The sequence below is a fragment of the Streptomyces sp. NPDC003247 genome (genome assembly GCF_042888135.1).
Classification (GTDB): domain Bacteria; phylum Actinomycetota; class Actinomycetes; order Streptomycetales; family Streptomycetaceae; genus Streptomyces.
Map to the genome: position 1 here is coordinate 216,025 of NZ_JBIAPF010000008.1, position 23,001 is coordinate 239,025.

At 72.7% G+C, this 23,001-nt stretch carries 20 protein-coding genes; 5 read left to right on the forward strand and 15 right to left on the reverse strand.

Annotated elements, in window-relative coordinates; all coding sequences use genetic code 11:
• Nucleotides 1–6: 6 nt before the first annotated feature.
• The 5 genes from ACFYWQ_RS27215 to ACFYWQ_RS27235 form a co-directional block, all read right to left on the reverse strand.
• Complete coding sequence (locus tag ACFYWQ_RS27215) at nucleotides 7–1,203, reverse strand: acetylornithine transaminase (protein ID WP_389519747.1); 1,197 nt, start codon at nucleotides 1,201–1,203, stop codon at nucleotides 7–9.
• Entirely contained in the window at nucleotides 1,200–2,117 is a 918-nt protein-coding gene (gene argB / locus ACFYWQ_RS27220) for an acetylglutamate kinase (RefSeq protein WP_389519749.1), read from the reverse strand. The genes ACFYWQ_RS27215 and argB overlap by 4 nt, the downstream gene beginning before the upstream one ends.
• Nucleotides 2,114–3,265 carry a bifunctional glutamate N-acetyltransferase/amino-acid acetyltransferase ArgJ gene (gene argJ / locus ACFYWQ_RS27225; RefSeq protein WP_389519751.1) on the reverse strand — a complete coding sequence of 384 codons (1,152 nt, stop codon included), beginning with the start codon at nucleotides 3,263–3,265 and terminating at the stop codon, nucleotides 2,114–2,116. The genes argB and argJ overlap by 4 nt, the downstream gene beginning before the upstream one ends.
• Entirely contained in the window at nucleotides 3,262–4,290 is a 1,029-nt protein-coding gene (argC, locus tag ACFYWQ_RS27230) for an N-acetyl-gamma-glutamyl-phosphate reductase (protein WP_389519753.1), read from the reverse strand. Before argC ends, argJ begins: the two co-directional genes overlap by 4 nt.
• Before the next feature lie 295 nt (nucleotides 4,291–4,585).
• Complete coding sequence (locus tag ACFYWQ_RS27235) at nucleotides 4,586–7,072, reverse strand: alpha-L-arabinofuranosidase C-terminal domain-containing protein (protein WP_389519755.1); 2,487 nt, start codon at nucleotides 7,070–7,072, stop codon at nucleotides 4,586–4,588.
• A gap of 143 nt (nucleotides 7,073–7,215) precedes the next feature.
• Between ACFYWQ_RS27235 and ACFYWQ_RS27240 the strand changes: the two genes are divergently transcribed.
• Entirely contained in the window at nucleotides 7,216–7,659 is a 444-nt protein-coding gene (locus ACFYWQ_RS27240; protein WP_389519757.1) for a DUF6314 family protein, read from the forward strand.
• Here ACFYWQ_RS27240 and ACFYWQ_RS27245 read toward each other — a convergent pair.
• Genes ACFYWQ_RS27245 through ACFYWQ_RS27255 form a run of 3 tightly spaced genes read right to left on the reverse strand, consistent with a single transcriptional unit; the run spans nucleotide 7,641 to nucleotide 10,331 of the window.
• Nucleotides 7,641–8,234 (reverse strand): histidine phosphatase family protein, encoded by a 594-nt coding sequence (locus ACFYWQ_RS27245; protein ID WP_389519759.1) that lies wholly within the window; start codon nucleotides 8,232–8,234, stop codon nucleotides 7,641–7,643. The genes ACFYWQ_RS27240 and ACFYWQ_RS27245 overlap by 19 nt on opposite strands.
• A 59-nt stretch (nucleotides 8,235–8,293) precedes the next feature.
• Nucleotides 8,294–8,734: a GNAT family N-acetyltransferase gene (locus ACFYWQ_RS27250; RefSeq protein WP_389519761.1), complete on the reverse strand. Its 441-nt coding sequence runs from the start codon at nucleotides 8,732–8,734 to the stop codon at nucleotides 8,294–8,296.
• 10 nt (nucleotides 8,735–8,744) lie between these two features.
• Nucleotides 8,745–10,331, reverse strand: coding sequence for a PLP-dependent aminotransferase family protein (locus ACFYWQ_RS27255; RefSeq protein WP_389519763.1), 1,587 nt, complete (start codon nucleotides 10,329–10,331; stop codon nucleotides 8,745–8,747).
• Here ACFYWQ_RS27255 and ACFYWQ_RS27260 point away from each other — a divergent pair.
• Entirely contained in the window at nucleotides 10,240–11,205 is a 966-nt protein-coding gene (locus ACFYWQ_RS27260; protein ID WP_389519764.1) for a DMT family transporter, read from the forward strand. The genes ACFYWQ_RS27255 and ACFYWQ_RS27260 overlap by 92 nt on opposite strands.
• 103 nt (nucleotides 11,206–11,308) lie before the next feature.
• Nucleotides 11,309–11,515: a DUF1918 domain-containing protein gene (locus ACFYWQ_RS27265; protein ID WP_385072712.1), complete on the forward strand. Its 207-nt coding sequence runs from the start codon at nucleotides 11,309–11,311 to the stop codon at nucleotides 11,513–11,515.
• A 208-nt stretch (nucleotides 11,516–11,723) separates the two neighbouring features.
• Here the strand turns inward: ACFYWQ_RS27265 and ACFYWQ_RS27270 are convergent, their stop codons facing one another.
• On the reverse strand, nucleotides 11,724–12,962 hold the full coding sequence (locus ACFYWQ_RS27270; protein ID WP_389519767.1) for a glycoside hydrolase family 10 protein: 1,239 nt from the start codon (nucleotides 12,960–12,962) through the stop codon (nucleotides 11,724–11,726).
• 186 nt (nucleotides 12,963–13,148) lie between these two features.
• Between ACFYWQ_RS27270 and ACFYWQ_RS27275 the strand changes: the two genes are divergently transcribed.
• Both ACFYWQ_RS27275 and ACFYWQ_RS27280 read left to right on the forward strand, forming a co-directional pair.
• The gene (locus ACFYWQ_RS27275) at nucleotides 13,149–14,024 is read left to right on the forward strand and encodes a 3-hydroxybutyryl-CoA dehydrogenase (RefSeq protein WP_389519769.1); all 876 of its coding nucleotides are present in this window, start codon (nucleotides 13,149–13,151) and stop codon (nucleotides 14,022–14,024) included.
• 254 nt (nucleotides 14,025–14,278) lie between these two features.
• Nucleotides 14,279–14,536 carry a hypothetical protein gene (locus ACFYWQ_RS27280; protein ID WP_389519770.1) on the forward strand — a complete coding sequence of 86 codons (258 nt, stop codon included), beginning with the start codon at nucleotides 14,279–14,281 and terminating at the stop codon, nucleotides 14,534–14,536.
• Between the two features lie 19 nt (nucleotides 14,537–14,555).
• On the opposite strand, the gene ACFYWQ_RS27285 is transcribed toward ACFYWQ_RS27280, so the two are convergent.
• The 6 genes from ACFYWQ_RS27285 to ACFYWQ_RS27310 all read right to left on the reverse strand — a co-directional run bounded on the left by ACFYWQ_RS27285 (nucleotide 14,556) and on the right by ACFYWQ_RS27310 (nucleotide 22,994).
• Nucleotides 14,556–15,101, reverse strand: a complete 546-nt coding sequence (locus ACFYWQ_RS27285) for an NUDIX hydrolase (RefSeq protein WP_389519772.1) — start codon at nucleotides 15,099–15,101, stop codon at nucleotides 14,556–14,558.
• Nucleotides 15,102–15,200: 99 nt separating this feature from the next.
• The gene (locus ACFYWQ_RS27290; protein WP_389519774.1) at nucleotides 15,201–16,541 is read right to left on the reverse strand and encodes a transcriptional regulator; all 1,341 of its coding nucleotides are present in this window, start codon (nucleotides 16,539–16,541) and stop codon (nucleotides 15,201–15,203) included.
• 218 nt (nucleotides 16,542–16,759) lie between these two features.
• Nucleotides 16,760–17,839: a PP2C family protein-serine/threonine phosphatase gene (locus tag ACFYWQ_RS27295; RefSeq protein WP_389519775.1), complete on the reverse strand. Its 1,080-nt coding sequence runs from the start codon at nucleotides 17,837–17,839 to the stop codon at nucleotides 16,760–16,762.
• Between the two features lie 230 nt (nucleotides 17,840–18,069).
• Complete coding sequence (gene pheT, locus ACFYWQ_RS27300; protein WP_389519777.1) at nucleotides 18,070–20,580, reverse strand: phenylalanine--tRNA ligase subunit beta; 2,511 nt, start codon at nucleotides 20,578–20,580, stop codon at nucleotides 18,070–18,072.
• Complete coding sequence (pheS, locus tag ACFYWQ_RS27305; RefSeq protein WP_389519779.1) at nucleotides 20,580–21,701, reverse strand: phenylalanine--tRNA ligase subunit alpha; 1,122 nt, start codon at nucleotides 21,699–21,701, stop codon at nucleotides 20,580–20,582. Before pheS ends, pheT begins: the two co-directional genes overlap by 1 nt.
• A gap of 150 nt (nucleotides 21,702–21,851) precedes the next feature.
• Complete coding sequence (locus tag ACFYWQ_RS27310; protein ID WP_389519780.1) at nucleotides 21,852–22,994, reverse strand: ATP-binding protein; 1,143 nt, start codon at nucleotides 22,992–22,994, stop codon at nucleotides 21,852–21,854.
• Nucleotides 22,995–23,001: the final 7 nt, after the last annotated feature.

A 23,001-nucleotide genomic window follows, 5' to 3' on the forward strand; every position in this document is an offset into this window, starting at 1 on the left:
GTCGTCTCATTCCCCGGTTCGTCCGTCCCCGCCCACTGTGTCGAGGAGGCCGGGCAGCGCTCCGAGGAAGGCGTCCACCTCGTCGTCCCGCAGGTTCAGCGGCGGCATGAGCCGGACGACGTCGGGGGCGGGCGCGTTCACGAGGAGACCGGCCTCCTGAGCCGCCTGCTGCACCTGGGGCGCGAGCGGCTCGGTGAGCACGATACCCAGGAGGAGGCCGGCGCCCCGGACGTGATCGACCAACGGGTGGCCCAGGCCCTCGATCCCGTTGCGCAGCTTCTCGCCCTGCCGCTTGACGTTCTCCAGCAGGCCGTCGTCGGCGATGGTGTCGAGGACGGCGATCCCGGCGGCGCACGCGACGGGGTTGCCGCCGAAGGTCGTGCCGTGCCGGCCGGGCCGGAGCAGCTCCGCGGCGCGGCCGAAGGCGACGGTCGCGCCGATCGGCAGCCCGCCGCCGAGGCCCTTCGCCAGCGTCACGACGTCCGGCAGGACGCCCTCGTGGGCCTGGTACTCGAACCAGTGCCCGGTGCGGCCGATCCCGGTCTGCACCTCGTCCAGCACCAGCAGGGAGCCGGTGGCCGCGGTGATCGCCCGGGCGGCCTTGAGGTAGCCGGCCGGCGGCACCACGACGCCGTTCTCGCCCTGGACCGGCTCGATGACGACGAGGGCGGTCTCCTCGGTCACGGCGGCGGCCAGTGCCTGCGCGTCGCCGTAGGGGACGTGGGTGACGTCGCCGGGCAGCGGGTGGAAGCCGTCCTGCTTGCCGGGCTGGCCGGTGAGCGCGAGGGCGCCCATGGTGCGGCCGTGGAAGCCGCCCTGGGTGGCGACCATGTGGGTCCGCCCGGTCAGCCGCCCGATCTTGAAGGCGCCCTCGTTGGCCTCGGCGCCGGAGTTGCAGAAGTAGACCCTGCCGTCCCGGCCGAAGTGCTGGAGCAGCCGTTCGGCGAGGGCGACGGGCGGTTCGGCGACGAAGAGGTTGGAGACGTGGCCCAGCGACGCGATCTGCCGGCTCACGGCCTCCACGACGGCCGGGTGGGCGTGGCCGAGCGCGTTGACCGCGATACCGCCGACGAAGTCGAGGTACTCCTTGCCGTCGGCGTCCCACACCCGGGTGCCCTCACCGCGCACCAGAGGGAGCCTCGGGGTGCCGTAGTTGTCCATGAGCGCGCCCTGCCACCGCGCGGTCAGTTCCTGGTTGCTCATGACGGCTCCCCCTGTTCGGCCGGCTTGTCGTCGGGCACGACCATCGTGCCGATTCCTTCATCCGTGAAGATCTCCAGCAGGATCGAGTGCTGGACCCGTCCGTCGATGACGCGGGCGGTGGTGACGCCGTTGCGCACGGCGTGCAGGCAGCCCTCCATCTTCGGCACCATGCCGGAGGACAGCTCCGGCAGCAGCTTCTCCAGTTGGGAAGCGGTGAGGCGGCTGATCACCTCGTCGGAGTTCGGCCAGTCCTCGTAGAGGCCCTCGACGTCGGTGAGGACCATGAGGGTCTCGGCGCCCAGGGCGGCGGCGAGCGCCGCGGCCGCCGTGTCGGCGTTGACGTTGTAGACGTGTCCGTCGTCCTCGGAGCGGGCGATCGAGGAGACGACCGGGATGCGGCCGTCGGCGATGAGGGCCTCGATGGCGCCCGTGTCGATCGAGGTGATCTCGCCGACCCGTCCGATGTCGACCCGTTCGCCGTCGATCTCGGGCTGGTGCTTGGTGGCGGTGATCGTGTGGGCGTCCTCGCCGGTGAGGCCGACGGCGAGCGGGCCGTGCTGGTTGAGCAGCCCGACCAGTTCGCGCTGCACCTGTCCGGCGAGGACCATGCGGACGACGTCCATGGCGTCCTCGGTGGTGACGCGCAGGCCGGCCTTGAACTCGCTGACGATGCCGTGCTTGTCGAGGGCGGCGCTGATCTGCGGGCCGCCGCCGTGCACGACGACGGGCTTGAGGCCGGCGTGGTGCAGGAACACGACGTCCTGTGCGAAGGCGGCCTTCAGGTCCTCGTCGACCATGGCGTTGCCGCCGAACTTGATGACGACGGTCCTGCCGTTGTGGCGGACCAGCCAGGGCAGCGCCTCGATGAGGATCTGGGCCTTGGGCAGGGCGGTGTGCTTACGGGTAGTGCTCATGACGAGTACGCGCTGTTCTCGTGGACGTATTCCGCGGTCAGGTCGTTGGTCCAGATCGTGGCGGTCTCGGAGCCCGCCGCGAGGTCGGCGACGATGTGCACCTCGCGGTAGCGCATGTCGACCTTCTCGCGGTCCTCGCCGACGCCGCCGTTCTTGCACACCCAGACGCCGTTGATGGCGACGTTGAGCCGGTCGGGCTCGAAGGCGGCACGGGTGGTGCCGATCGCGGAGAGCACACGGCCCCAGTTGGGGTCCTCGCCGTGGATGGCGCACTTGAGGAGGTTGTTGCGGGCGATGGAGCGGCCCACCTCGACGGCCTCGTCCTCGCTCGCGGCGTTGACGACCTCGATCCTGATGTCCTTGCTGGCGCCCTCGGCGTCACGGATCAGCTGCTGTCCCAGGTCGTCGCAGACGGCCCGGACGGCCTCGGCGAACTCCGCCTCCCGCGGGGTGACCCCGGAGGCGCCGGAGGCGAGGAGCAGGACGGTGTCGTTGGTGGACATGCAGCCGTCGGAGTCGACGCGGTCGAAGGTGACCTTCGTGGCGGCGCGCAGCGCCCCGTCCAGGGTCGCGGCGTCCAGGTCGGCGTCGGTGGTGAGGACGACGAGCATGGTGGCGAGGCCGGGGGCGAGCATGCCCGCGCCCTTGGCCATGCCGCCGACGGTCCAGCCGTCCCGGGTGATGACGGACGTCTTGTGGACGGTGTCGGTGGTCTTGATGGCGATGGCGGCCTTCTCGCCGCCGTGCTCGGAGAGCTGGGCGGCGGCGGTCTCCACGCCCGGCAGGAGCTTGTCCATCGGGAGCAGGACGCCGATCAGGCCGGTGGAGCAGACCGCGACCTCGCCCGCGCCCACGCCGAGCACGTCCGCGACCTTCTCGGCGGTGGCGTGCGTGTCCTGGAAGCCCTTCGGTCCGGTACAGGCGTTGGCGCCGCCGGAGTTGAGGACGACGGCGGCGAGCTCGCCGCTCTTGAGGACCTGCTCGGACCAGAGCACCGGGGCGGCCTTGACGCGGTTGGAGGTGAAGACGCCCGCGGCGGCGCGGCGGGGCCCGGTGTTGACCACGAGGGCCAGGTCCGGGTTGCCGTTCTCCTTGATCCCGGCGGCGATGCCCGCCGCCGTGAACCCCTTGGCTGCCGTGACACTCACGGTGCGACTCCGATCGTGGAAAGGCCGGTGGTCTCGTCGAGACCCAGGGCGATGTTCATGCTCTGGACGGCACCGCCCGCGGTGCCCTTGGTCAGGTTGTCGATGGCGCTGATCGCGATGATCCGTCCCGCGTCCGCGTCATGGGCGACCTGCACCTGAACGGCGTTCGAGCCGTACACGGACGCGGTGGTGGGCCACTGGCCGGCGGGCAGCAGGTGGACGAAGGGCTCGTCGGCGAAGGCCTTCTCGTAGGCGGCGCGGACGGAGTCGGCGGTGACGCCGTCCTTCGCCTTCGCGCTGCACGTGGCGAGGATGCCGCGGGGCATCGGCGCGAGGGTCGGCGTGAAGGAGACGGAGACCCGCTCGCCGGCCGCCGCGCTGAGGTTCTGGATCATCTCCGGCGTGTGCCGGTGGCCGCCGCCGACGCCGTACGGCGACATGGAGCCCATGACCTCGCTGCCCAGCAGGTGCGGCTTGGGCGCCTTGCCCGCGCCGGAGGTGCCGGAGGCGGCGACGATCACGGCCTCGGACTCGGCCAGCCCCGCCGCGTACGCCGGGAAGAGGGCGAGGGAGACGGCCGTGGGGTAGCAACCGGGGACCGCGATGCGCTTGGACCCCTCCAGCGCGCTGCGGCCGCCCGGCAGTTCGGGGAGGCCGTAGGGCCAGGTGCCGGCGTGGGCGGAGCCGTAGAACCGCTCCCAGTCGGCCGGGTCCTTCAGCCGGAAGTCCGCGCCCATGTCGACGACGAGGACGTCCGGGCCGAGCTGTTCGGCGACGGCGGCGGACTGTCCGTGCGGGAGCGCGAGGAAGACGACGTCGTGTCCGGCGAGGATCTCGGCGGTCGTCGGCTCCAGCACCCGGTCGGCCAGGGGCAGCAGGTGCGGCTGGAGCGCGCCCAGCTTCTGGCCCGCGTTGGAGGCGCCGGTCAGGGCGCCGATCTGGACCTCGGGGTGTGCGAGGAGCAGGCGCAGCACCTCGCCGCCCGCGTACCCGCTCGCTCCGGCCACTGCCGCACGTACCGCCATGGTCTCCTCCTCTTGGATGGCATGACTATACGTTTCGCTGCACGTTTATGCAATCTATTCAGGCACCGGCGCGCTCCGGGCGATCCGTGCCCAGGCCATCCGTCTGCGTAACCTCCCGCATGGGGAACGTGTTCCAGGCTGGTGCCGAAGCATGGATCTGTCCAACGGCGGGACCGCGGTGTCCGTCGAGGTCCTGACCCTCGCCGTCGCGGAGCTCGCGCCTGACGGGACCCCCGGCGGAAGGCGCCCCGCGGGAGGTGCCCGGGGGAACCCGGCCACCTCCCGCGGGCCCGGCTCACCTCCGCTTGATCCGCAGGAAGGTGATCGAGTTCGCCGGGAAGGTGTACGTGAACTCGTCGGCGACCCCGGTGAAGGTGGAGGTCACCGGCGTGACCGGGGTCTCCGTCTCCGTGTTGACCGCGTCCGGCGCGGCGGCCAGCGTGGTCACCCGGGCCGTGGAGGCGGCCTTGGCGCCGCCCAGGTCGATCGCGGTGCGGGCGTCCGCGGACTGGGCGTTGACGACCTTGACGATCAGGTCGCCGGTCTTCTTGTCCTGGGTGACGACCTGGCGGAACGGCTCGGCCGGCTTGTCGTCGGTGAAGCTGCCCCACTCCTGGCCGTCGAGGTAGAGGGTGACCTGGCGGCCCCGCACCGTGATGTCGATGTCGTAGGCCCGGCCGGTCTCGATCGTCCCGGCCTTGGAGAGGAGCGTCGACTTGCCGCCGTCGACGGCCTGCTCGACGGCGCTGGCGGTGTTGTTCCAGCCGCCCAGGTTCCACCAGTAGTAGTTGCCGGTGTCCTGCACGCCGAAGGCGACGAGGAAGCCCTCCTTGCCGGCCGTCTTGGTGGCCTTCACATGCAGGTCGTAGTCGTGCCAGGCGGTGTCGCCGGCGGAGACCATGGTGTTCTCGGCGGCCACGTCGGTCTGCGCGTACCGCCCGTCCTGGAGCGACCAGCTGCCGCCGCCGGTGTGCGTCCACTGCGAGGCGTCACCGGAGAAGTCGTCGGACAGCAGGGTGGTCCCGTCGGCGTCCGTCACCTTCACGTCGTCGTACGCCGCCGTGGTCGCCCAGGTCGACAGGCCCACGGCGCCGGTGATGGGGCCGCTGACGGACGGGGTGGTGGTGGCCGTGGAGGGGACGACGCGGTCGCCGACGTTGTTCATGAACAGCTTCTGGACCTCGTAGTTGGCCGAGTTCCAGGAGGCGTGGTTGTCGAACCAGATCAGGTCCGGGTTCCACTGCACGTAGTCCTCGTTGGCCAGCAACGGTGCGTAGGACGCCAGCTTCACCACATCGGCGTTGCGTTCCAGGCCGGTCATGAAGGCCGCTTCGGCGAGGCCGTTCTTGAAGGTGTTGCCGAGGGAGGCGTACTCGCCGAGGAAGACCTTCGGGCCGCTGCGGTCGTAGGAGTCGTAGCGGTCGTTGTTCTGAAGGAACCACTGCGGGCTGTTGTAGTAGTGCTCGTCGACCATGTCGACGTCCGCGTCGCGGTTGAGCTGCCAGGCGGCGTCGAAGGTCGTGCCGGAGTCGTCGGGGCCGGAGTTGGAGACGACGGTGACGTCCGGGTACACGGCCTCGATGGCGGCGCGGAACTGCTGGAAGCGTTCGAAGAACGCCGCGGGCAGGTTCTCCTCGTTGCCGACCTCTAGGTGGGTGAGGCCGAAGGGCTTCGGGTGGCCCATCTGGGCGCGCTTCTTGCCCCAGGTCGAGGTGACGGGGCCGTTGGCGAACTCGATGAGGTCGAGGGTGTCCTGGATGTGCCGCTTCAGCAGCGCGTCGTCGACGACGGCCTGGTTCTGTCCGCAGCCGGTCACCAGGGCCGGCACGACGGGCAGCGGCATCGCACCGATGTCCTCGGCGAAGCGGAAGTACTCGTAGTAGCCGAGGCCGTAGCTCTGGTTGTAGCCCCAGAAGTTGGCGTTGGTGGCGCGCTCCTCGACGGGGCCGATGGTGTCCTTCCACTGGTAGGAGCGGGCGCGCTGCCAGTCGGAGGCCTCGCTGTAGTCCTGCATGGAGCCGGTGTTGACCAGGCAGCCGCCGGGGAAGCGCACGAAGCCCGGCTTCAGGGCGGCGATCTTCTCGGCGAGGTCCTTGCGCAGGCCGTTGGACTGGTGCTTGTAGGTGTCGCGCGGGAACAGCGACACCATGTCGAGGGCCGCCGCGCCGGACGAGGCGACGGTCAGGCGGCCGGCGGTGCTGGTGCGGGTGGCGGTGAGGGTCGCCCGGTACTGGGCCCAGCCGCCCTTGGCGGCCACCTTGCGGGCGGTGGCCAGGGTGCCGTCGGCGTCCTGGAGGGAGACGGTGAGCGAGGTGCCGGCCTCGGCGCGGGCCCACACCGAGAAGTCGTACTTCTCGCCCTGCTCCAGGGAGATGCCGGTGTTGTAGCCGGCGTTGGTGACCGACGCTCCGGCCGCCAGGGAGAGGTAGGTGCGGTTGCGCTCGTTGAGACGGCCGTCGTCGTCCAGGGTCTGCGCGGTGCCGTCGACGGTCCAGGAGGTCAGGGGGGTGTAGGAGCGGTTGTCGACGGTGGAGTACTCGAAGGACCGGTTCTGCACGAGTTCGGCGTACAGCCCGCCGTCGGCGGCCCGGTTGATGTCCTCGAAGAAGACGCCGTACATCGTGTCGTCGATCGTCGCGCCCTGGGCGGTGGGGTCGACGGTGATCGCGTAGTCGGTGACGTCCTCGGCGTGCGCGGGGGCGGGCAGGAGGGCGCCGGCCGTCAGCAGGGCGGTGACGGCGAGACCGGCTCTCCAGCGGGTGCGGGCGGTGCTGCGTGACATGGATACTCCGCGGCTCGGGTGGGGCATCGTCGCAGTTGTTCGAGATTACGGACATTGATCAGCACTTCGAACGGCAAGATAGGGAGGGGGCGGGAGCGCGTCAATGGGTCGCGCAGCAACGGACGTGACGGAGGACGGAATCCATGGGCGAGTTCTGGCCAGTGCCCGACGTCCTGGCCCACCTGGCCGGCCGGTGGCGGGTCGAGCGGTCCGTACGGGATCTCGCGGGGGGCGACGAGGGCGCGTTCACCGGCGTCACCGACTTCGGCCCGCTCGACGGGGGCGGGCTGCTGCACCACGAGTCGGGCACCTTCACCTGGCGGGGCGTCCCCCGGCCCGCCGAGCGGACCCTGCGCTTCCTGCCCGGTCCGGCCCCCGGCACGGCGGACGTGCGGTTCGCCGACGGCCGGCCCTTCCACGACCTGGACCTGACGAGCGGACGGCACGTCACCGACCACCCGTGCGCGGCCGATCTCTACCGGGGCGAGTTCACCGTCCGGGACGCGGACCGCTGGCGCACGGTCTGGCGCGTGGCCGGCCCGGCCAAGGACCTGCTGCTCACCACCGACTACGTGCGCGAGGCCTGAGCCGGCGTCCCGTCGAGACGCAGGTGCCAGCGCCCGCCCCGGCCACTGACGGTGGTCGTCGACAGCGGCCCGACGTCGATGTTCCAGTACGACGACGGCGGCGCCTTGAGCGCGTACACCAGGGCGGCCCGGATCACGCTCGGCTCGGCCACGGCGACGATCCGGCAGCCGTCCTCCACCGGCCGGGTGTCGAGCCAGCCGCCCACCCGGGAGATGAACGACAGCAGCGACTCACCGCCGTGCGGAGTGGCCCGGGGATCGGCCAGCCAGGCGTCCACGGCCTGGGGTTCCCGGGCCATCGCCTCACCGAGGGTCAGTCCCCGCCAGCGGCCCATGTCGCAGTCGCGCAGGGCTAGCTGGACGAGCGGGGCGTACCCGAGCGCCTCCCCGGTGGCGCGGCTGCGCGGGGTCGGCGAGCAGTAGCGCAGTTCGGCCGCCGCGAGCGGCAGCAGGTCGCCGACCACGCGTTGCACCGCGTCCCAGCCGGCCCGGTCCAGCGGCCGGTCGTCCTCGAAGCGGTCCGCGAGCAGCGGGGAACTGCGCGCGCTGGCGACGAACGTGACCCGGACTGCCATGCGGCGATGGTCCGGCGACCGCGTGGGCAGGGCAAGGGGTGTTCGCGAATTACTTCTCGTTACTTCTCGAAAAACAGCGCCATGTACTGATCGGGCTCCGGCAGGTTGGCGAAACCGGCCTTCTCGTACACTCCGTGCGCGTCGTGCGTGGCGAGCAGGATGCGGCGCAGGCCGTGCGGCCGGAGGTGCTCGCGGACGGCCTCGACGAGCGAGGTCCCGATGCCCTTGCCGCGCACGGCCGGATCCACGTACACGTCGCACAGCCACGCGAAGGTCGCCAGGTCCGTCACGATGCGCGCATAGGCGACCTGCTCCCCCGAGGCGGTGTCGTACACCCCGAAGTTGAGCGATCCGGCGATCGCCCGGTCCTGCTTCTCCCGGGCGCGCCCGAGGGCCCAGTACGCGTCCGTGGACAGCCAGCGGTGGACCTTCCCGGCATCGATGCGGGCGAGGTCGGTGGAGATCTCGTAGCCCTCGGCGAGGGGCGTGACGTCGGTCATGGGGGGACCCTCACAGACCGCGCGCCCCCTGTCGAACGGATTCCGCGAGCACCTCGTCCCACGCCTGCCGCAGCCGCCGCACCCCCTCGCCGATCTCCGCCGTCCCCGCGACCGCCGCGAAGCTCAGGCGCACGTGCGCGGCCGGGGGTTCGGCGCTGAAGTACGGGCGGCCCGGGGCGAGGGCGACGCCGGCGCGCAGGGCCGCCGCCGTGAACGCCGGCTCCACCCCGGAGCCGAAGGCCGGGGAGGTGCCCCCGGTGCCGTCGGGCAGGCGCAGCCAGAGGTGGTAGCCGCCGGACGGGACGTGCGGCAGGGCGAGTTCGGGGAGGCGGAGGGCGAGCTCCCGGGTCATGGCGTCGCGCCGCGCCTTCAACTCGGTCGCGATCGTGCGCAGATGGCGCGGCCAGGCGGGCGAGCCGACGAGTTCGAGGGCGGCCTCCTGGAGCGGGCGCGGCACGAAGAAGGTGTCGACGACCTGGATAGCGCGCAGCCGCTCCAGCACCGGGCCGCGGGCGGCGAGGGCGCTGACCCGGAAGCTCGGCGAGGTCGCCTTGGTGAGGGAGCCGACGTGGACGACGACGCCGTCGGGGTCGTCGGCGGCGAGCGGGCGCGGCAGCGCACCGGCGTCCTCGTGCGCGAGCCGCCGGACGAAGTCGTCCTCGACGACGAAGGCGCCCGCCTCGCGCGCGATGCGCAGCACCTCGCCGCGCCGGTCCGGGGCGAGGACGGCGCCCGTCGGGTTCTGGAACAGCGGCTGGCAGACGAAGACACGGGCCCCGGTCGCCCGGAAGGCGTCCGCGAGCAGCTCGGGCTTCACCCCGTCCGGGTCGACCGGCACGGGGACGGGCCGCAGCCCCGCCGACCGGGCGATCGCCAGCATGCCGGGGTAGGTCGGCGACTCCACGAGCACCGGCGCGCCGGGCGGGGCCAGGGCGCGCAGGGCGGTGGTGAGGGCCGTCTGGCCGCCCGCGGCGACCAGCACCTCGGCCGCGGTGACGGCCCCTCCGATGGAGCGCGCGAACCACTCGCGCAGCTCCGGCAGCCCCTCGATCGGCGGCCGTCCCCAGGCGCCGGGGCGCCGTCCGGCCCGGGCCAGCGCCGCGGACATCGCCCGCTCCGGTTGCAGGGTGGGGTGCAGATAGCCGCCGTTGAACTCGATCACGCCGGGCGGCGGGGCGGCCAGCGAGACGGTGACGCCCGAGGCGTCCACCGAGCGCGGGACGAGGTCGGCGGCGCCGTCGGCGCTCAGCGCGACCTCCTGCCAGGAGGTGTCGCCGGCCGGCCCGGTGGGCGTGCGGGGCCGGGCTCGGAAGGCGCCGGCGCCGGGCCGGGTGACCACCAGTCCCTCGGCGGCCAGTCGCGCCAGGGCGCGCGAGACGGTCACCGGGCTCACCCGGAACCGTTCGACGAGGGCACGGCTCGACGGGAGCTTTCCACCCGGCGAGTAGCGGTCCAGCTCACTTCGCAGCAGTTCCGCCAGTTCACCCACACTGCTACGCTCGTGCATGAAGACACAGAGTAGCGCTACTGCGCCGCCCCCGGTAGCAGTCACCACGTCCCCGACGGCCTCCTCGACCCGGTCCGGGCCCGCCGGCACCCTCCAGGCCGCTCTCGGTGTCGTCGCCTTCTCCCTGACGTTCCCGGCCACCGCCTGGGGACTGGAAGGGTTCGGCCCCTGGTCGCTGGTCGCCGTGCGCAGTGTGCTGGCCGCGGTGATCGCGGGCGGCTGCCTGCTGGCCGTGCGGACGTCGGTACCCGGGCGGAGCCGGACGCGGGGCGTGCCGCTGCCCGCCCGGCGGCACTGGCCGGGGATCGCCGTGGTGGCCGCCGGGGTCGTCGCCGGCTTCCCGCTGCTCACCACGCTCGCCCTGCGGACGTCCACCACCGCGCACGCCGCGGTCGTGGTCGGCCTGCTGCCCCTGACCACCGCCCTGTTCTCCGCCCTGCGCGTCGGCTCCCGTCCCTCCCGCACCTTCTGGATCGCGGCGCTGGCGGGTGCCGGCGCGGTGGTCGCGTTCACCGTGCAGCAGAGCGGTGGGGCCCTGACCAGCGCCGACCTGTACCTGTTCGGGGCGCTGCTGGTGTGTGCGGCCGGCTACACCGAGGGCGGCCGGCTGGCCCGGGTCATGCCGGGCTGGCAGGTCATCGCGTGGGCGCTGGTGCTCTGCCTGCCGCTGTCCGTGCCGGCCGCCGCGGTGGCCCTCGCCCACGAGCCGGTCGCGCTCACCGGGCACAGTGTGGCGGGGGTGCTGTGGGTCGCGGCGGGCTCGCAGTTCCTGGGCCTGGTCGTCTGGTACCGGGGCATGGCGGCCATCGGCATTCCCAAGGCCAGCCAGTTGCAGTTGGCCCAGCCCCTGCTCACACTGGTGTGGTCGGTGCTGCTGCTGGGCGAGCACCTGACAGTGGCCGCCCCGCTGACGGCCGCGGCGGTGCTCGTCTGCATCGCCGTCACCCAGCGGGCGCGTGGCTGAGCGGGCCGTACGGCCGGCTCTCCGCCACGCTCCGCTCCGCAGAACCCGCGCAGAACCAAGGCCACGGACCGCTGCTCCCGCTCTCGCTGAGGAGGCCCCAGAGATGCGTGCAACCGTGGGCGACCAGCTTGTCCAGCACGGCAGGGTGGTCGGCCAACACGACAAGGTCGGCGAGATCGTCGAAGTCCTGGGCCACGAGGGCAATCCCCCGTACCGCGTCCGTTTCGAGGACGGACACGAGGGCCTGTGCTCGCCCGGCCCCGACACCGAGATCCGCCACCGGGAGACCGGCCCGTCGATCGGCCGGTAGCCCCCCACAAGACCCCGGCCGCAGACCGAGCGGCCGGCGGGCCCGCAGGGGACCGGCCGTCGACCGAGCGGCCGGTAGGCCCACACGAGATCCCTCCCGCCGACCGGGCCGGCCCGCCCGCGCGGGACCCCCACGCGCCGGCTCCGGGCGCATACCGAGCGGCCGGTGGGCCCGCGGGAGACCGGCCGTCGACCGGGCGGCCGGTGCGTCAGCGCGGCGGTTGCGCCGGCTGCCGGTAGTGGTCGGCGAGCACCCGCGCCATGGCACCGATCCGGTCCGTCGCGACGTCCTTGGCGGCGAAGAAGACGTGTCCGCGCACCTCCGGGTGGCCCTTGGCCAGGGTGAGGTGCCGGGACAGCTCGGCCGGCTCCTGCCAGGCGGCGTCCTGCGCGGGGTCGCCCGCGCGGTAGAGCGCCTCCCCGATGTACAGCTTGGTCCGGCTCCCCCGCGCCACCTCCGCCCACCAGGGCACGAGCTTGGCGTAGTCGGCGGCGGAGAGGCCGATGTGCCAGTACAGCTGCGGGACGATGTAGTCGATCCAGCCCTCGCGCACCCACGTACGGGTGTCGGCGTGGATGGCGTCGTAGGACTGGAGGGCGCGGGTGTCCGAGCCGCGCGGGTCGGTGGAGGCGTTGCGCCACACCCCGAACGGGCTGATGCCGAACTGTGTGGCGGGCCGGGCCGCCTTGATCCTGGCCGCCGTCTCGCGGACCAGCCGGTCGATGTTGTCGCGCCGCCAGGCCGCCCGGTTGGGGAAGCTCCCGCCGTGGCGGTCGTAGGACGCGTCGTCGTCGAAGTTCTGGCCGGCCACGGGGTACGGGTAGAAGTAGTCGTCGAAGTGGACGGCGTCCACCGGATACTTCCGGACCGCGTCGAGGATGGCGTCCTGCACGAACGCGCGGACCTCCGGCAGCCCGGGGTCGTAGTAGAGCTTGCCGCCGTAGGGGACCACCCAGTCGGGGTGGCGGCGCGCGGGGTGGGAGGCGACGAGCCGCCCGGGGTCGGCGTGGGTGGCGACCCGGTACGGGTTGAACCAGGCGTGCAACTGGAGGCCGCGGGCGTGCGCCTCCCGTACGGCCGTGTCCAGCGGGTCCCAGCCCGGCTCCTTGCCCTGGGTGCCGGTGAGCACCTCCGACCAGGGCTCGTACGCCGAGGGCCACAGCGCGTCGGCCGTGGGCCGCACCTGGAACATCACCGTGTTGAGCCGGTCGCGGACGGCGAGATCCAGCCAGGCGAGCAGCTCGGAGCGCTGCTGGGCGGCGGTCAGGCCGGGCCGCGACGGCCAGTCGCGGTTGTGCACCGTCGCCAGCCACACCCCCCGCATCGAGGCGCCGGCCCGGCGGTCACCGGGCCGCCCCGAGGGCCCGCGGCCGGCTGCCGCCGCTCCCGTCGTCGTGCACGCCGCCAGCGCGGCCAGCGCGAACGCCCGCCGGGTCAGTCGTCCCATCGCACACACCCCAGACACACCGCGGATCCGATCGGTCACGGACCGTCTTCGCGCCCAGGATGCCCCCACCCAGCCGATCGATCATCGATACTTGCTAGTAACGTGCACGATCGGAGCAGGCGGACCGGGATCCGGCGGACCTGTCCCAGCCATCAGCGTCAGGAGCAGCGCAGTGAAGGGGACGATGTGACGGACATCCCAGCGGGAGACATCGCACGCGTCGGAGTGGTGGGCTGCGGCCAGATGGGGGCCGGCATCGCCGAGGTCTGCGCCCGCGCCGGTCTCGACGTCAAGGTCGCCGAGACCACCGGCGAGGCCCTGGAGATCGGCCGTACCCGGCTGTTCAACTCCCTGGCCAAGGCCGCCGAGCGCGGCAAGATCACCGCGGTGGAGCGGGACACCACGCAGGCGCGCCTCGGCTTCACCACCGACCTCGGCGAGTTCGCCGACCGCGACCTGGTCATCGAGGCCGTCGTCGAGAACGAGCAGGTCAAGACCGAGATCTTCCAGGTGCTGGACCAGGTGGTGACCCGCCCGGACGCCATTCTGGCCTCCAACACCTCCTCCATCCCGCTGGTGCGGCTGGCGGTCGCCACCTCGCGGCCCGACCAGGTCGTCGGCATCCACTTCTTCAACCCGGCCCCCGTGCAGAAGCTCGTCGAGCTGATCCCGGCGCTGACGACCTCCGAGGGCACGCTGAGCCGGGCCCAGCTGTTCGCCGAGAAGCTGCTGGGCAAGCACGCCATCCGCGCCCAAGACCGCTCCGGCTTCGTGGTCAACGCGCTGCTGATCCCCTACCTGCTCTCCGCGATCCGGATGTTCGAGACGGGCATCGCCAGCCGCGAGGACATCGACAACGGCATGGAGCTGGGCTGCGCCCACCCGATGGGCCCGCTGAAGCTGTCCGACCTGATCGGCCTGGACACGGTCGCCTCGGTGGCGCAGAGCATGTACGACGAGTTCAAGGAACCGCTGTACGCCGCTCCCCCGCTGCTCCAGCGCATGGTCGACGCGGGCCGGCTGGGCCGCAAGACCGGCTCCGGCTTCTACACGTACGGCTGATCGTCACCAACGACTGATCGCCGTCCACGGCTGATCATCGTCCACGGCTGATCGTCACCTACGGCTGCCCGCCCCTCCCGGCGGCCGTCGCGGGCCCGGCGCCTCGGTGAGCGCCGGGCCCGCGGCATTCACACGGCGTGTGCGCGCCGGGTCCGCATATGCCGTTCGCACACTCTCCCCCTCGGCCCGCCGGACGGGTTGACTCATCATGCGCATGCAAGGTATGCGCGACAACCAGGGAAGGGAGTGGAGACGTGACCGCCGATAGCGAGCATCCCGTCGTCCACGGAGAACTCGCCGAGTTACGCCGTCGGCTCGACGTGGCCTACGCACGCGTCGAGGGTGGTCTGGCGCTGCTGACGCACCGCACCGAGGAGACCGCCAAGGAGATCGACGAACTGAACACCCGGATCGTCACACTGGAGCACGCCCGCTGGCCGCTGCCGTCGATCGCGGCGGTCACGGCCGTCGGCGCCCTCGTCCTGACGGTCTGGCAGGCCTTCGGGCGCTAGATGTATCGACCCTCGCCCCTCAGGGCGCGGCGTCCTGTCCGTGCCTCAGATGGTGCAGCAGCAGTAACGCGGCCGCCATGGTGGTGGCCGGGACCTCCCCCCGGGCGACCATGTCGGGGACGATCTTGAGCGGGACCCATTCCCTGCGGTCCGACTCGAAGTCGTCCACCGGGTGCCCGACGTACTCGCCCTCGTCCGACCAGAAGACGTGGTGGACGGCGTCGGTGAGGCCGTTGGACGGCTCCACGCTCATCAGGTGGCGCAGGCGTCCCGGCCGCCAGCCGGTCTCCTCCTCCAGTTCCCGGGCGGCCGCGTGGGTGACGTCCTCGCCGTCCTCGACGACGCCCGCCGCGAGTTCCCAGCCCCAGCTGTCGGTGATGAAGCGGTGGCGCCACAGCAGGAGGACCTCGTTGGCCCGGTTCACCACGGTGGCCACGGCGACCGGCCTGAGCCGTATGAGGAAGTGGTCCAGGTGCCGGCCGTCGGGCAGTTCGACATCCGCGAGGTTGACCCGGAACCAGCGGTTCTCATACACAGTTTGTTCGTTCTGTTTCGTCCACTGCACGGTTCTGCCACCTTCCGTCGAGTAAGTGGCAATATCGCAGCAGGAACTGTGTCGCGCCGGTGCTCGGTCCCCGGCCCGCGGCGGTCACCGCGGGTCTGTCTACAGCGGTACGCGCAGGGCCCCGTCGATCAGTTCGGCCGCCTCGGCGGTGCCCGCGCAGCCGCTGCGCACCAGGTGTTCGCGCACCGCGCGGAGTCTGTCGCGCAGCCGCTGCGACTCCATGCCGCGGGCCTGTTCGGCCATCCGCACGGCGGTGGCGACCGCCTTGTCGGCTTTCCCCTGGCGCAGTTCGATGGTGCTGAGCATGGCGAGCCGGTGCACCCGGCCGCGGTCGTGGGCGGGGGTGTCGACGGCGGCCTCGGCGTGCTCGGCCGCGGCGGTCAGATCGCCGAGGCTCAGCAGGGCCTCCGCCACCTGGACGTTGACCAGGCCCGGCTGGACGTAGCCGGTCTCGTCCGGCTCGCGTCCGCGCAGGATGCGGTCGGCGGCGGTCTCGGCCCGCCGGATGCACCCCAGGGCGCTCGTGCCGTCGCCGAGATGGGCGTACGCCTTCGCCTGCATCGCGTACAGGTCGGAGGCGAGGGCGGGGGTGATGTGCCGGCCCGCGGCGCGCAGCGCGGCCTCCGCGAAGGCGACGGCCTGCCGGAACTCCCGCATGAACAGCGCCTGGTTCACCAGCAGCGCGATCACGTAGGCCCCGAGGCCCCGGTCGCCGCTGGCCTTCGCCAGGCGCAGCGCCTGGTGGAAGTAGCGCTGGGCGAGCCCGTGGGCGTCGGAGTCGTACGCGCAGATGCCGGCGATCGCGACCAGTCCGCCGGTGGCGCGGTGCAGTTGACGGCCGGTGGCGTCGGTGTAGCCGCCGCGCAGCAACGGGGCCGCCTCGGCGTTGAGGAAGCCGACGATCCGGCTGCGGGTCGCCACCCCGCCGGCCTTGCGGTACATCTGCTCGTAGTGGGTGCGGGCGGCGCGCAGGGTGTCGATGTCGGCAGGGGTGACCCGGTGCCGTCCGCCGCGGGAGACGTCGACGTCCTCGGGCGGGTTCTCCCACTCCCAGACCGGCATCACGGCGGGCGTGCCGGTGACGGCGGCGGCGCCGAGGACGTGCGGGCGCTGCTGTTCGTCGGAGCGCCACAGGGCGGTGGCCCGTTCGACGAAGCCGGACAGCGAGGTGGCGTGCCCGGTGGCGGGCTCGCCCGGGACGCCGAGGCCGATGTCGTCGAGGGTGACGGGCCGTCGCAGCCGGCCGGCGAGCACCTCGCAGATCAGGTCGGGCACCTGGCCGCGCGGCCGCTGCCCCTTCAGCCACCGGGCGACGGCCGTGTGCTCGTACCGCAGCGCGAGTCCGCGGGCGCGTCCGGCCTGGTTGACGTGGGCGGCGAGGCCGGCGTGGGAGATGCCCGCCTCGTCCAGGATCGCGTCGAGCAGCGTGTTGGGCTGCATGGTTCCCCCCGGTGGCCAGGTGCCGTCGGTGTCGTCAGAGTAGAGGGTCCGTCTTCACACGGGGTGTGAACGGAGTACGCGCATCCGTACCGTGTGCGCGCTGTCGCGGAGCGTGCCGGGCCCGGTTGACTGGACTGCCTCGCAAGAGGACCGCCGGGCCGTCGGCTCCCCCTCGTAAAGCGACGGTCCGGCGACCCGCTCCGCGGGTCCGGCCACGCTCACCGGTGGTCGGACGGGTGCGGTTGCAGGGCGGCCGGCCGCGCGGTTCCCCGCGCCCCGGGGATGCGCACGCCCGCCCGGCCGTTCCGCAGGACCAGTAACGCCACGTCGTCGGCCGGCGCCCCTGCCGTATGCCGAAGAACCGCGCCCTCGACCGTGCGGACGATCGTCTGGGGGGAGACCGGAGGGTCGTGTGCCACCGCGGCCAGGGCGGCCGGCAGGGAGAAGAAGCGGCCCCTGGCGTCCCGCGCGTCCTCCACGCCATCCGTGTACATGACCAAGGACTCGCCCGGGCGGAGCGGACCGCACGGGACGACGGGCAGGTCGGGCGGCAGGGGGAACGGCCCCAGCGGCGGCAGGGGGTCGGCCCGGGCCAGCGGCTCGACACCGCCGCCGCCGATCAGGTACGGCCAGGGGTGGCCGCAGTTCAGGGCGCGGACCTCGCCGTCCCCGCCGATCTCCAGCAGCAGGACGGTGACGAACTCCTCGGAGACCGGCGCCTCCGGGACCCGGCCGCTCGCGGGGTGTTCCTCACGGTGCCGTTCCCGCAGGTGGCGAGCGAGGGCGCGGTCCAGTCTGCGCAGCACACGGCCGAGGTCGGGTTCGTCGTGCACCGCCTCGCGGAAGCTGCCGAGGAGCGCGGCGACGGCCCCGAGGGCGGGCAGTCCGTGTCCGCGCACGTCGCCGATGACGACCCGTACGCCGTGTTCGGTGGCGATGACCTCGTACAGGTCGCCGCCGACGGTGGCGCCGCGCTCCGCGGAGAGCCGGGCGGCGGCCACGTCGAGTCCGTCGACACGCGGCGGCAGGGGCCGCAGCAGCACGCCCTGCGCGGCACGGGCGACCCGGCGCGCCTGCCGGAGTTCCCGCAGCAGCCGGTGCCGTAGGTGGTGGATCAGTCCGGTGCCCACGGCGAAGAAGACGGCGCTGGTGACGATCCGCGCGCCGAGCCCGTCCTGCCGGGCCAGCGGGCAGCCCAGCTTGTAGGTGACCGCCACGGCTCCCCGGACCGCGGGCAGCCCCGGCGAGAGGGCCCGGCGCAGCGGCCGTCCGATGACCGACATGTCGATGGCCCCCATCCAGGCCTGACAACGCAGACAGACCGGCCCCGAGAGGCCGGTCCGATTCTGTCGAGGTCATGGCCGGGAGAGCCAGGTCACAGGGAGATCTCACTCGAACGAGTGAGGTGACCGCTGTGGGCCGGTGGGGGCCTGTGTGGGGGCGCAGGCCCCCACACCAGGGACGCGGGGAACCGCGCGACCGGCCACGACGATGCCGCGGCCGGCACACCGCGCGGTCCCCACGGCGGCTAGCCGCGCAGCACGGCCCCCGTCCGCTCGCCCGCCAGGGCGACCGCGGCGTCCCGCGCGGCCGACGCCTCGTCGACCGTCAGCGTCCGGTCCGCCGCGCGGAAGCGCAGCGCGTAGGCGAGGGACTTCCTGCCGTCGCCGAGCTGCTCGGCGTTCTCGTACACGTCGAACAGCCGGATCGCCTCCAGCAGCTCGCCCGCGCCCTCGCGCAGCGCGGACTCGACCTCGGCGTGCGGCACCGACGCGTCGACGACGAGGGCGACGTCCTGCGTGGCGACCGGGAACGTGGAGATGCCCGGGGCCTGGGGCGTGCCGTCACCGACCTGCTCCAGGACGTCCAGGTCCAGCTCCATCGCGGACGTGCGCGCCGGCAGGCCCAGGGCCTTCAGCACCCGGGGGTGCAGCTCACCGGCGTGCCCCACGACCCGCTCGGCGCCGTCGAGGACGACGACCAGCTCGGCGCAGCGCCCGGGGTGCCACGGCCCGTACTGGCCGCTGCGGACGGTCAGCTCGGCGCCCGCCTCGCGGGCGACCGCGCGCGCCGCCTCGACGGCGTCGGCCCAGTCGGCCGGGCGGCCCTTGCCCCACCAGCCGGCCTGCTCGCGGGCGCCCGCGAGGACGACGGCGACGTGGCGCGGCTGCTCGGGCAGCGCGGCGTCGAGCGAGGCCAGCTCCTCGTCGGTGGGCCGGCGGTCGACCGGCAGGTGACCGGCGACGCGCTGCTCCTCGCGCGGCAGGAAGACCAGCCCGGTCTCGAACAGCGCAAGGTCGTGCGCGCCGCGCCCGTCGTTGCGCCGCAGCGCGCCCAGCAGGCCGGGCAGCAGCGTGGTGCGGAGCGCGGGCTCCTCGTCGTTGAGCGGGTTGACCAGCTTGACGACCCGGCGGGCCGGGTCGTCGGCGGCCAGGCCGAGCTGGTCGAAGACCTGCTCACCGACGAACGGGTAGGTCGGCGCCTCGACGTACCCGGCCCCGGCGAGGGCCCGGCCGACGCGGCGGTGCAGCCGCTGGCGGTGGGTGAGACCGCGGCCGGAGGGGAGCTTCGGCAGCGTGGAGGGCAGGTTCTCGTAGCCCTCCAGCCGGATGACCTCCTCGGCCAGGTCGTTGGCCTCGGCCAGGTCGGGCCGCCAGGACGGCACGGTGACGAGCAGCTCGTCCTGCCCGTACACGTCGCAGCCGATCTGCTGGAGCCGCCGTACGACGGTCTCGCGGCCGTAGGTGACACCCGCGACCTTGTCGGGGTGGTCGGCCGGGCAGGTGATGGTGTGCGGCGCGGACGGTGCGACGACCTCGGTGACGCCGGCCTCGGCGGTGCCGCCCGCGAGCAGCACCAGCAGGTCGACCGTGCGCTGCGCGGCGGCCGACGCGGCCTGCGGGTCGACACCGCGTTCGAAACGGCGGGAGGCCTCGGAGGACAGCTTGTGCCGGCGGGCCGTACGGGCGATGGCGACCTCGTCGAAGTGCGCGGCCTCGATGACCACGTCGGTGGTGCCCTGCGCCTCGGTGTGGTCGGCGATCTCCGTGTTGGCGCCGCCCATCACACCGGCGAGGCCGATCGGGCCGCGCTCGTCGGTGATGACCAGGTCCTCGGCGTGCAGGGTGCGCTTGACGCCGTCGAGGGTGACGATCTTCTCGCCCTCCTCGGCGCGGCGCACGCCGATGGTGCCCTGGACCAGGGAGCGGTCGTAGGCGTGCAGGGGCTGCCCCAGCTCCATCATCACGTAGTTGGTGACGTCGACGGCGAGCGAGATCGGGCGCATGCCGACCTTCTGGAGCCGTCGCTTCAGCCAGATCGGGGAGCGCGCCTCGGGGCTCAGACCGGTGACGGTGCGGGCGGTGAAGCGGTCGCAGCCGGCCGGGTCGGAGACCTGCACGGGGTACCCGAAGGCGTTCGGGCCGGGCACGTCGAGCAGCGCCGGGTCGCGCAGCGGCAGACCGTAGGCGATGGCGGTCTCGCGGGCGACGCCGCGGATCGACAGGCAGTCGCCGCGGTTGGCGGTGACGGCGATGTCCAGCACCTCGTCGACCAGTTGCAGCAGCTCGATGGCGTCCTTGCCGACCTCGGTCTCCGGGGGCAGCACGATGATGCCGTGGCTGCCGTCGTCGCCCATGCCCAGCTCGTCGCCGGAGCAGATCATGCCGTGGGACGTCTTGCCGTAGGTCTTGCGCGCGGAGATCGAGAAGCCGCCCGGCAGGGTGGCGCCGGGGAGGACCACGACGACCTTGTCGCCGACGGCGAAGTTGCGGGCGCCGCAGACGATCTCCTGCGGCTCGCCGCTGCCGTTGGCCCGGCCGACGTCGACGGTGCAGAAGCGGATCGGCTTCTTGAAGCCCTCCAGCTCCTCGATGGTCAGCACCTGGCCGACGACGAGCGGCCCCTTGAGGTCGTGGCCGAGCTGTTCGACCGTCTCGACCTCCAGGCCCGCCGAAATCAGCTTGGCCTGGACGTCACGGCCGGTCTCGGTGGCCGGCAGGTCGACGTACTCCCGCAGCCAGGAAAGCGGGACCCGCATCAGATCTCCATCCCGAACGGCCGGGTGAACCGGATGTCACCCTCGACCATGTCTCGCATGTCTTCGACGTTGTGGCGGAACATCAGCATTCGCTCGATGCCGAACCCGAAGGCGAAGCCGCTGTACTTCTCCGGGTCGACACCGCAGGCGGCCAGCACCTTGGGGTTGACCATGCCGCAGCCGCCGAGTTCGATCCAGCCCTCGGAGGAGCAGGTGCGGCAGGGCCGGTCGGGGTTGCCGACGGACTCGCCGCGGCAGACGTAGCACACCATGTCCATCTCGGCGGACGGCTCGGTGAAGGGGAAGAAGTTCGGCCGCAGCCGGGTCTTCATGCCCTCGCCGAACAGCGCCTGGACCATGTGGTCGAGGGTGCCCTTGAGGTCGGCCATGGTCAGGCCCTCGTCCACGGCGAGCAGCTCGACCTGGTGGAAGACGGGCGTGTGCGTGGCGTCCAGCTCGTCGGTGCGGTACACGCGGCCGGGGCAGATCACGTAGACCGGCAGCTCGCGCTCCATCAGGGAGCGGATCTGCACGGGCGAGGTGTGGGTGCGCAGTACGACGCCGGACTCGGTGCCGCCCTGCGGGCCCTGTACGAAGAACGTGTCCGCCTCACCGCGGGCCGGGTGGTCCGGGCCGATGTTCAGGGCGTCGAAGTTGAACCACTCGGACTCGACCTGCGGGCCCTCGGCGACCTCGTAGCCCATGGCGACGAAGACGTCCTCGATGCGCTCCGACAGCGTGGTCAGCGGGTGGCGGGCGCCGGCCGGTACCCGGTCGTAGGGCAGGGTGACGTCCACTGCCTCCTCGACCAGCACCCGCGCGTCGCGCTCGTCCTCCAGCTCGGCCTGCCGGGCGGCGAGGGCCTTGTTCACCGCGCCGCGGGCCTGGCCGACGATCTTGCCGGCGGCGGCCTTGGCGTGCGGGGGCAGCGCGCCGATCTCGCGGTTGGCGAGGGCCAGCGGGGAGGTGCCGCCGGTGTGGGCGACCTTGGCCTCCTGGAGCGCGTCGAGGGAACCCGCGGCGGCGAAGGCGGCGAGCGCCTCGTCCCGCATGCGCTCGATCTCTTCCGGTTTCAACGCCTCGACCTCGACAGGGTCGTACGACTTATTGGGTGCCGACATCTCTTCCCGTGCTTCCGATTGGCTGGCTGAAGGTCCCCGTCACCGACTCTGCGACTGGCTGAGGGCCGTCCCTGGGACACAAAGGTGCCAAAGGCCGAGTCTAACGGGGTGGAGGAACGCGAATGCGCCCGCGGGCTGCTCGGGCGGCTCTCAGGTGAGATACGCCGGGGCCCCCACGGGCAACGTAAATCGGAACTCCGCGCCGCCGCCGGGGGCGCGTCCGACCGTGACGGTGCCGCCGTGGGCCTCGACGATGCCTTTGACGATGTACAGCCCGAGGCCCGTCCCGCCGCGCTTGCTGCCCCGCCAGAAGCGGGTGAAGACGCGGTTCATGGACTCCTCCGGGATGCCGGTGCCCTCGTCGCTCACCACGACCGACGTGCCGGCGTCCTCTCCCTCGCGGGGGGACGGGGCGGGCGTGATGTCGATGGTGACGGTTCCCTCGCCGTGCCGCACCGCATTTTCGATGAGGTTGCTGAGGACCTGGTCGACCTTGTCGGGATCGGCCCACAGGGCGGGCAGCGGCTGTTCGATGCGGAGCAGGAAGCGGTCGGCGGGCTGCCCGGCGGCGACGTAGGCCTGGATGTGCCGTCCGACGGCGGCGCCCATGTCGACGGGCTGGCGGCGCACCTCCAGCCGTCCGGAGTCGATCCGCGAGATGTCGAGCAGCTCGGCGATGAGGCGGGTGACGCGGTCGGCGTCGGCGTCGACCGTCTCCAGCATCAGCCGTTTCTGGTCGTCGGTGAAGCGCGACCACTTGGCGAGGAGGGTGGCGGTGAAGCCCTTGACGGAGGTGAGCGGGGAGCGCAGCTCGTGGGCGACGGTGGCGATCAGCTCGGCGTGGCTGCGTTCGGTGCGGCGGCGGGCCTCGGTGTCCCGGAGGCAGACGACGACGCGGCGGACGGGCCCGGTGGGTTCGGCGCGCACGTACCGCGCGGAGACGAGCACCTCGCGCCCGCCGGGCAGCAGCAGGTTCCGCTCGGGCTGCCGGACCCGGATGGCGAGCCCGCCGTACGGGTCGGTCAGCTGCCACCAGCGGCGGCCCTCCAGGTCCTCCAGCGGCAGGGCCTTGTCGAGGCGCCGGCCGAGGGCCTCGGCGGCGGGGACGGCGGTGATGCGCTCGGCGGCCGCGTTGAAGCAGACGACGTGCCCGTGCTCGTCGGCGACGACGAGACCGTCGGGCAGGTCGTCGGGGTCGACGGCGTACGGTCCGGCGAGGTCACCGGCCGGTCGGGCCGCGGGCGGGCGCCGCGTGTTCCCGGCTCCCGGTGCGCTGCTCGTACCGACACTCATCCTCGTA

Bases quoted from the DNA above. Each gene is read 5' to 3' on its own strand.
- ACFYWQ_RS27215 (WP_389519747.1), bottom strand. From the start codon at position 1,203: ATGAGCAACCAGGAACTGACCGCGCGGTGGCAGGGCGCGCTCATGGAC.
- argB (WP_389519749.1), bottom strand. From the start codon at position 2,117: ATGAGCACTACCCGTAAGCACACCGCCCTGCCCAAGGCCCAGATCCTC.
- argC (WP_389519753.1), bottom strand. From the start codon at position 4,290: ATGGCGGTACGTGCGGCAGTGGCCGGAGCGAGCGGGTACGCGGGCGGC.
- ACFYWQ_RS27235 (WP_389519755.1), bottom strand. From the start codon at position 7,072: ATGTCACGCAGCACCGCCCGCACCCGCTGGAGAGCCGGTCTCGCCGTC.
- ACFYWQ_RS27240 (WP_389519757.1), top strand. From the start codon at position 7,216: ATGGGCGAGTTCTGGCCAGTGCCCGACGTCCTGGCCCACCTGGCCGGC.
- ACFYWQ_RS27245 (WP_389519759.1), bottom strand. From the start codon at position 8,234: ATGGCAGTCCGGGTCACGTTCGTCGCCAGCGCGCGCAGTTCCCCGCTG.
- ACFYWQ_RS27250 (WP_389519761.1), bottom strand. From the start codon at position 8,734: ATGACCGACGTCACGCCCCTCGCCGAGGGCTACGAGATCTCCACCGAC.
- ACFYWQ_RS27260 (WP_389519764.1), top strand. From the start codon at position 10,240: ATGAAGACACAGAGTAGCGCTACTGCGCCGCCCCCGGTAGCAGTCACC.
- ACFYWQ_RS27265 (WP_385072712.1), top strand. From the start codon at position 11,309: ATGCGTGCAACCGTGGGCGACCAGCTTGTCCAGCACGGCAGGGTGGTC.
- ACFYWQ_RS27270 (WP_389519767.1), bottom strand. From the start codon at position 12,962: ATGGGACGACTGACCCGGCGGGCGTTCGCGCTGGCCGCGCTGGCGGCG.
- ACFYWQ_RS27290 (WP_389519774.1), bottom strand. From the start codon at position 16,541: ATGCAGCCCAACACGCTGCTCGACGCGATCCTGGACGAGGCGGGCATC.
- ACFYWQ_RS27295 (WP_389519775.1), bottom strand. From the start codon at position 17,839: ATGGGGGCCATCGACATGTCGGTCATCGGACGGCCGCTGCGCCGGGCC.
- pheT (WP_389519777.1), bottom strand. From the start codon at position 20,580: ATGCGGGTCCCGCTTTCCTGGCTGCGGGAGTACGTCGACCTGCCGGCC.
- pheS (WP_389519779.1), bottom strand. From the start codon at position 21,701: ATGTCGGCACCCAATAAGTCGTACGACCCTGTCGAGGTCGAGGCGTTG.
- ACFYWQ_RS27310 (WP_389519780.1), bottom strand. From the start codon at position 22,994: ATGAGTGTCGGTACGAGCAGCGCACCGGGAGCCGGGAACACGCGGCGC.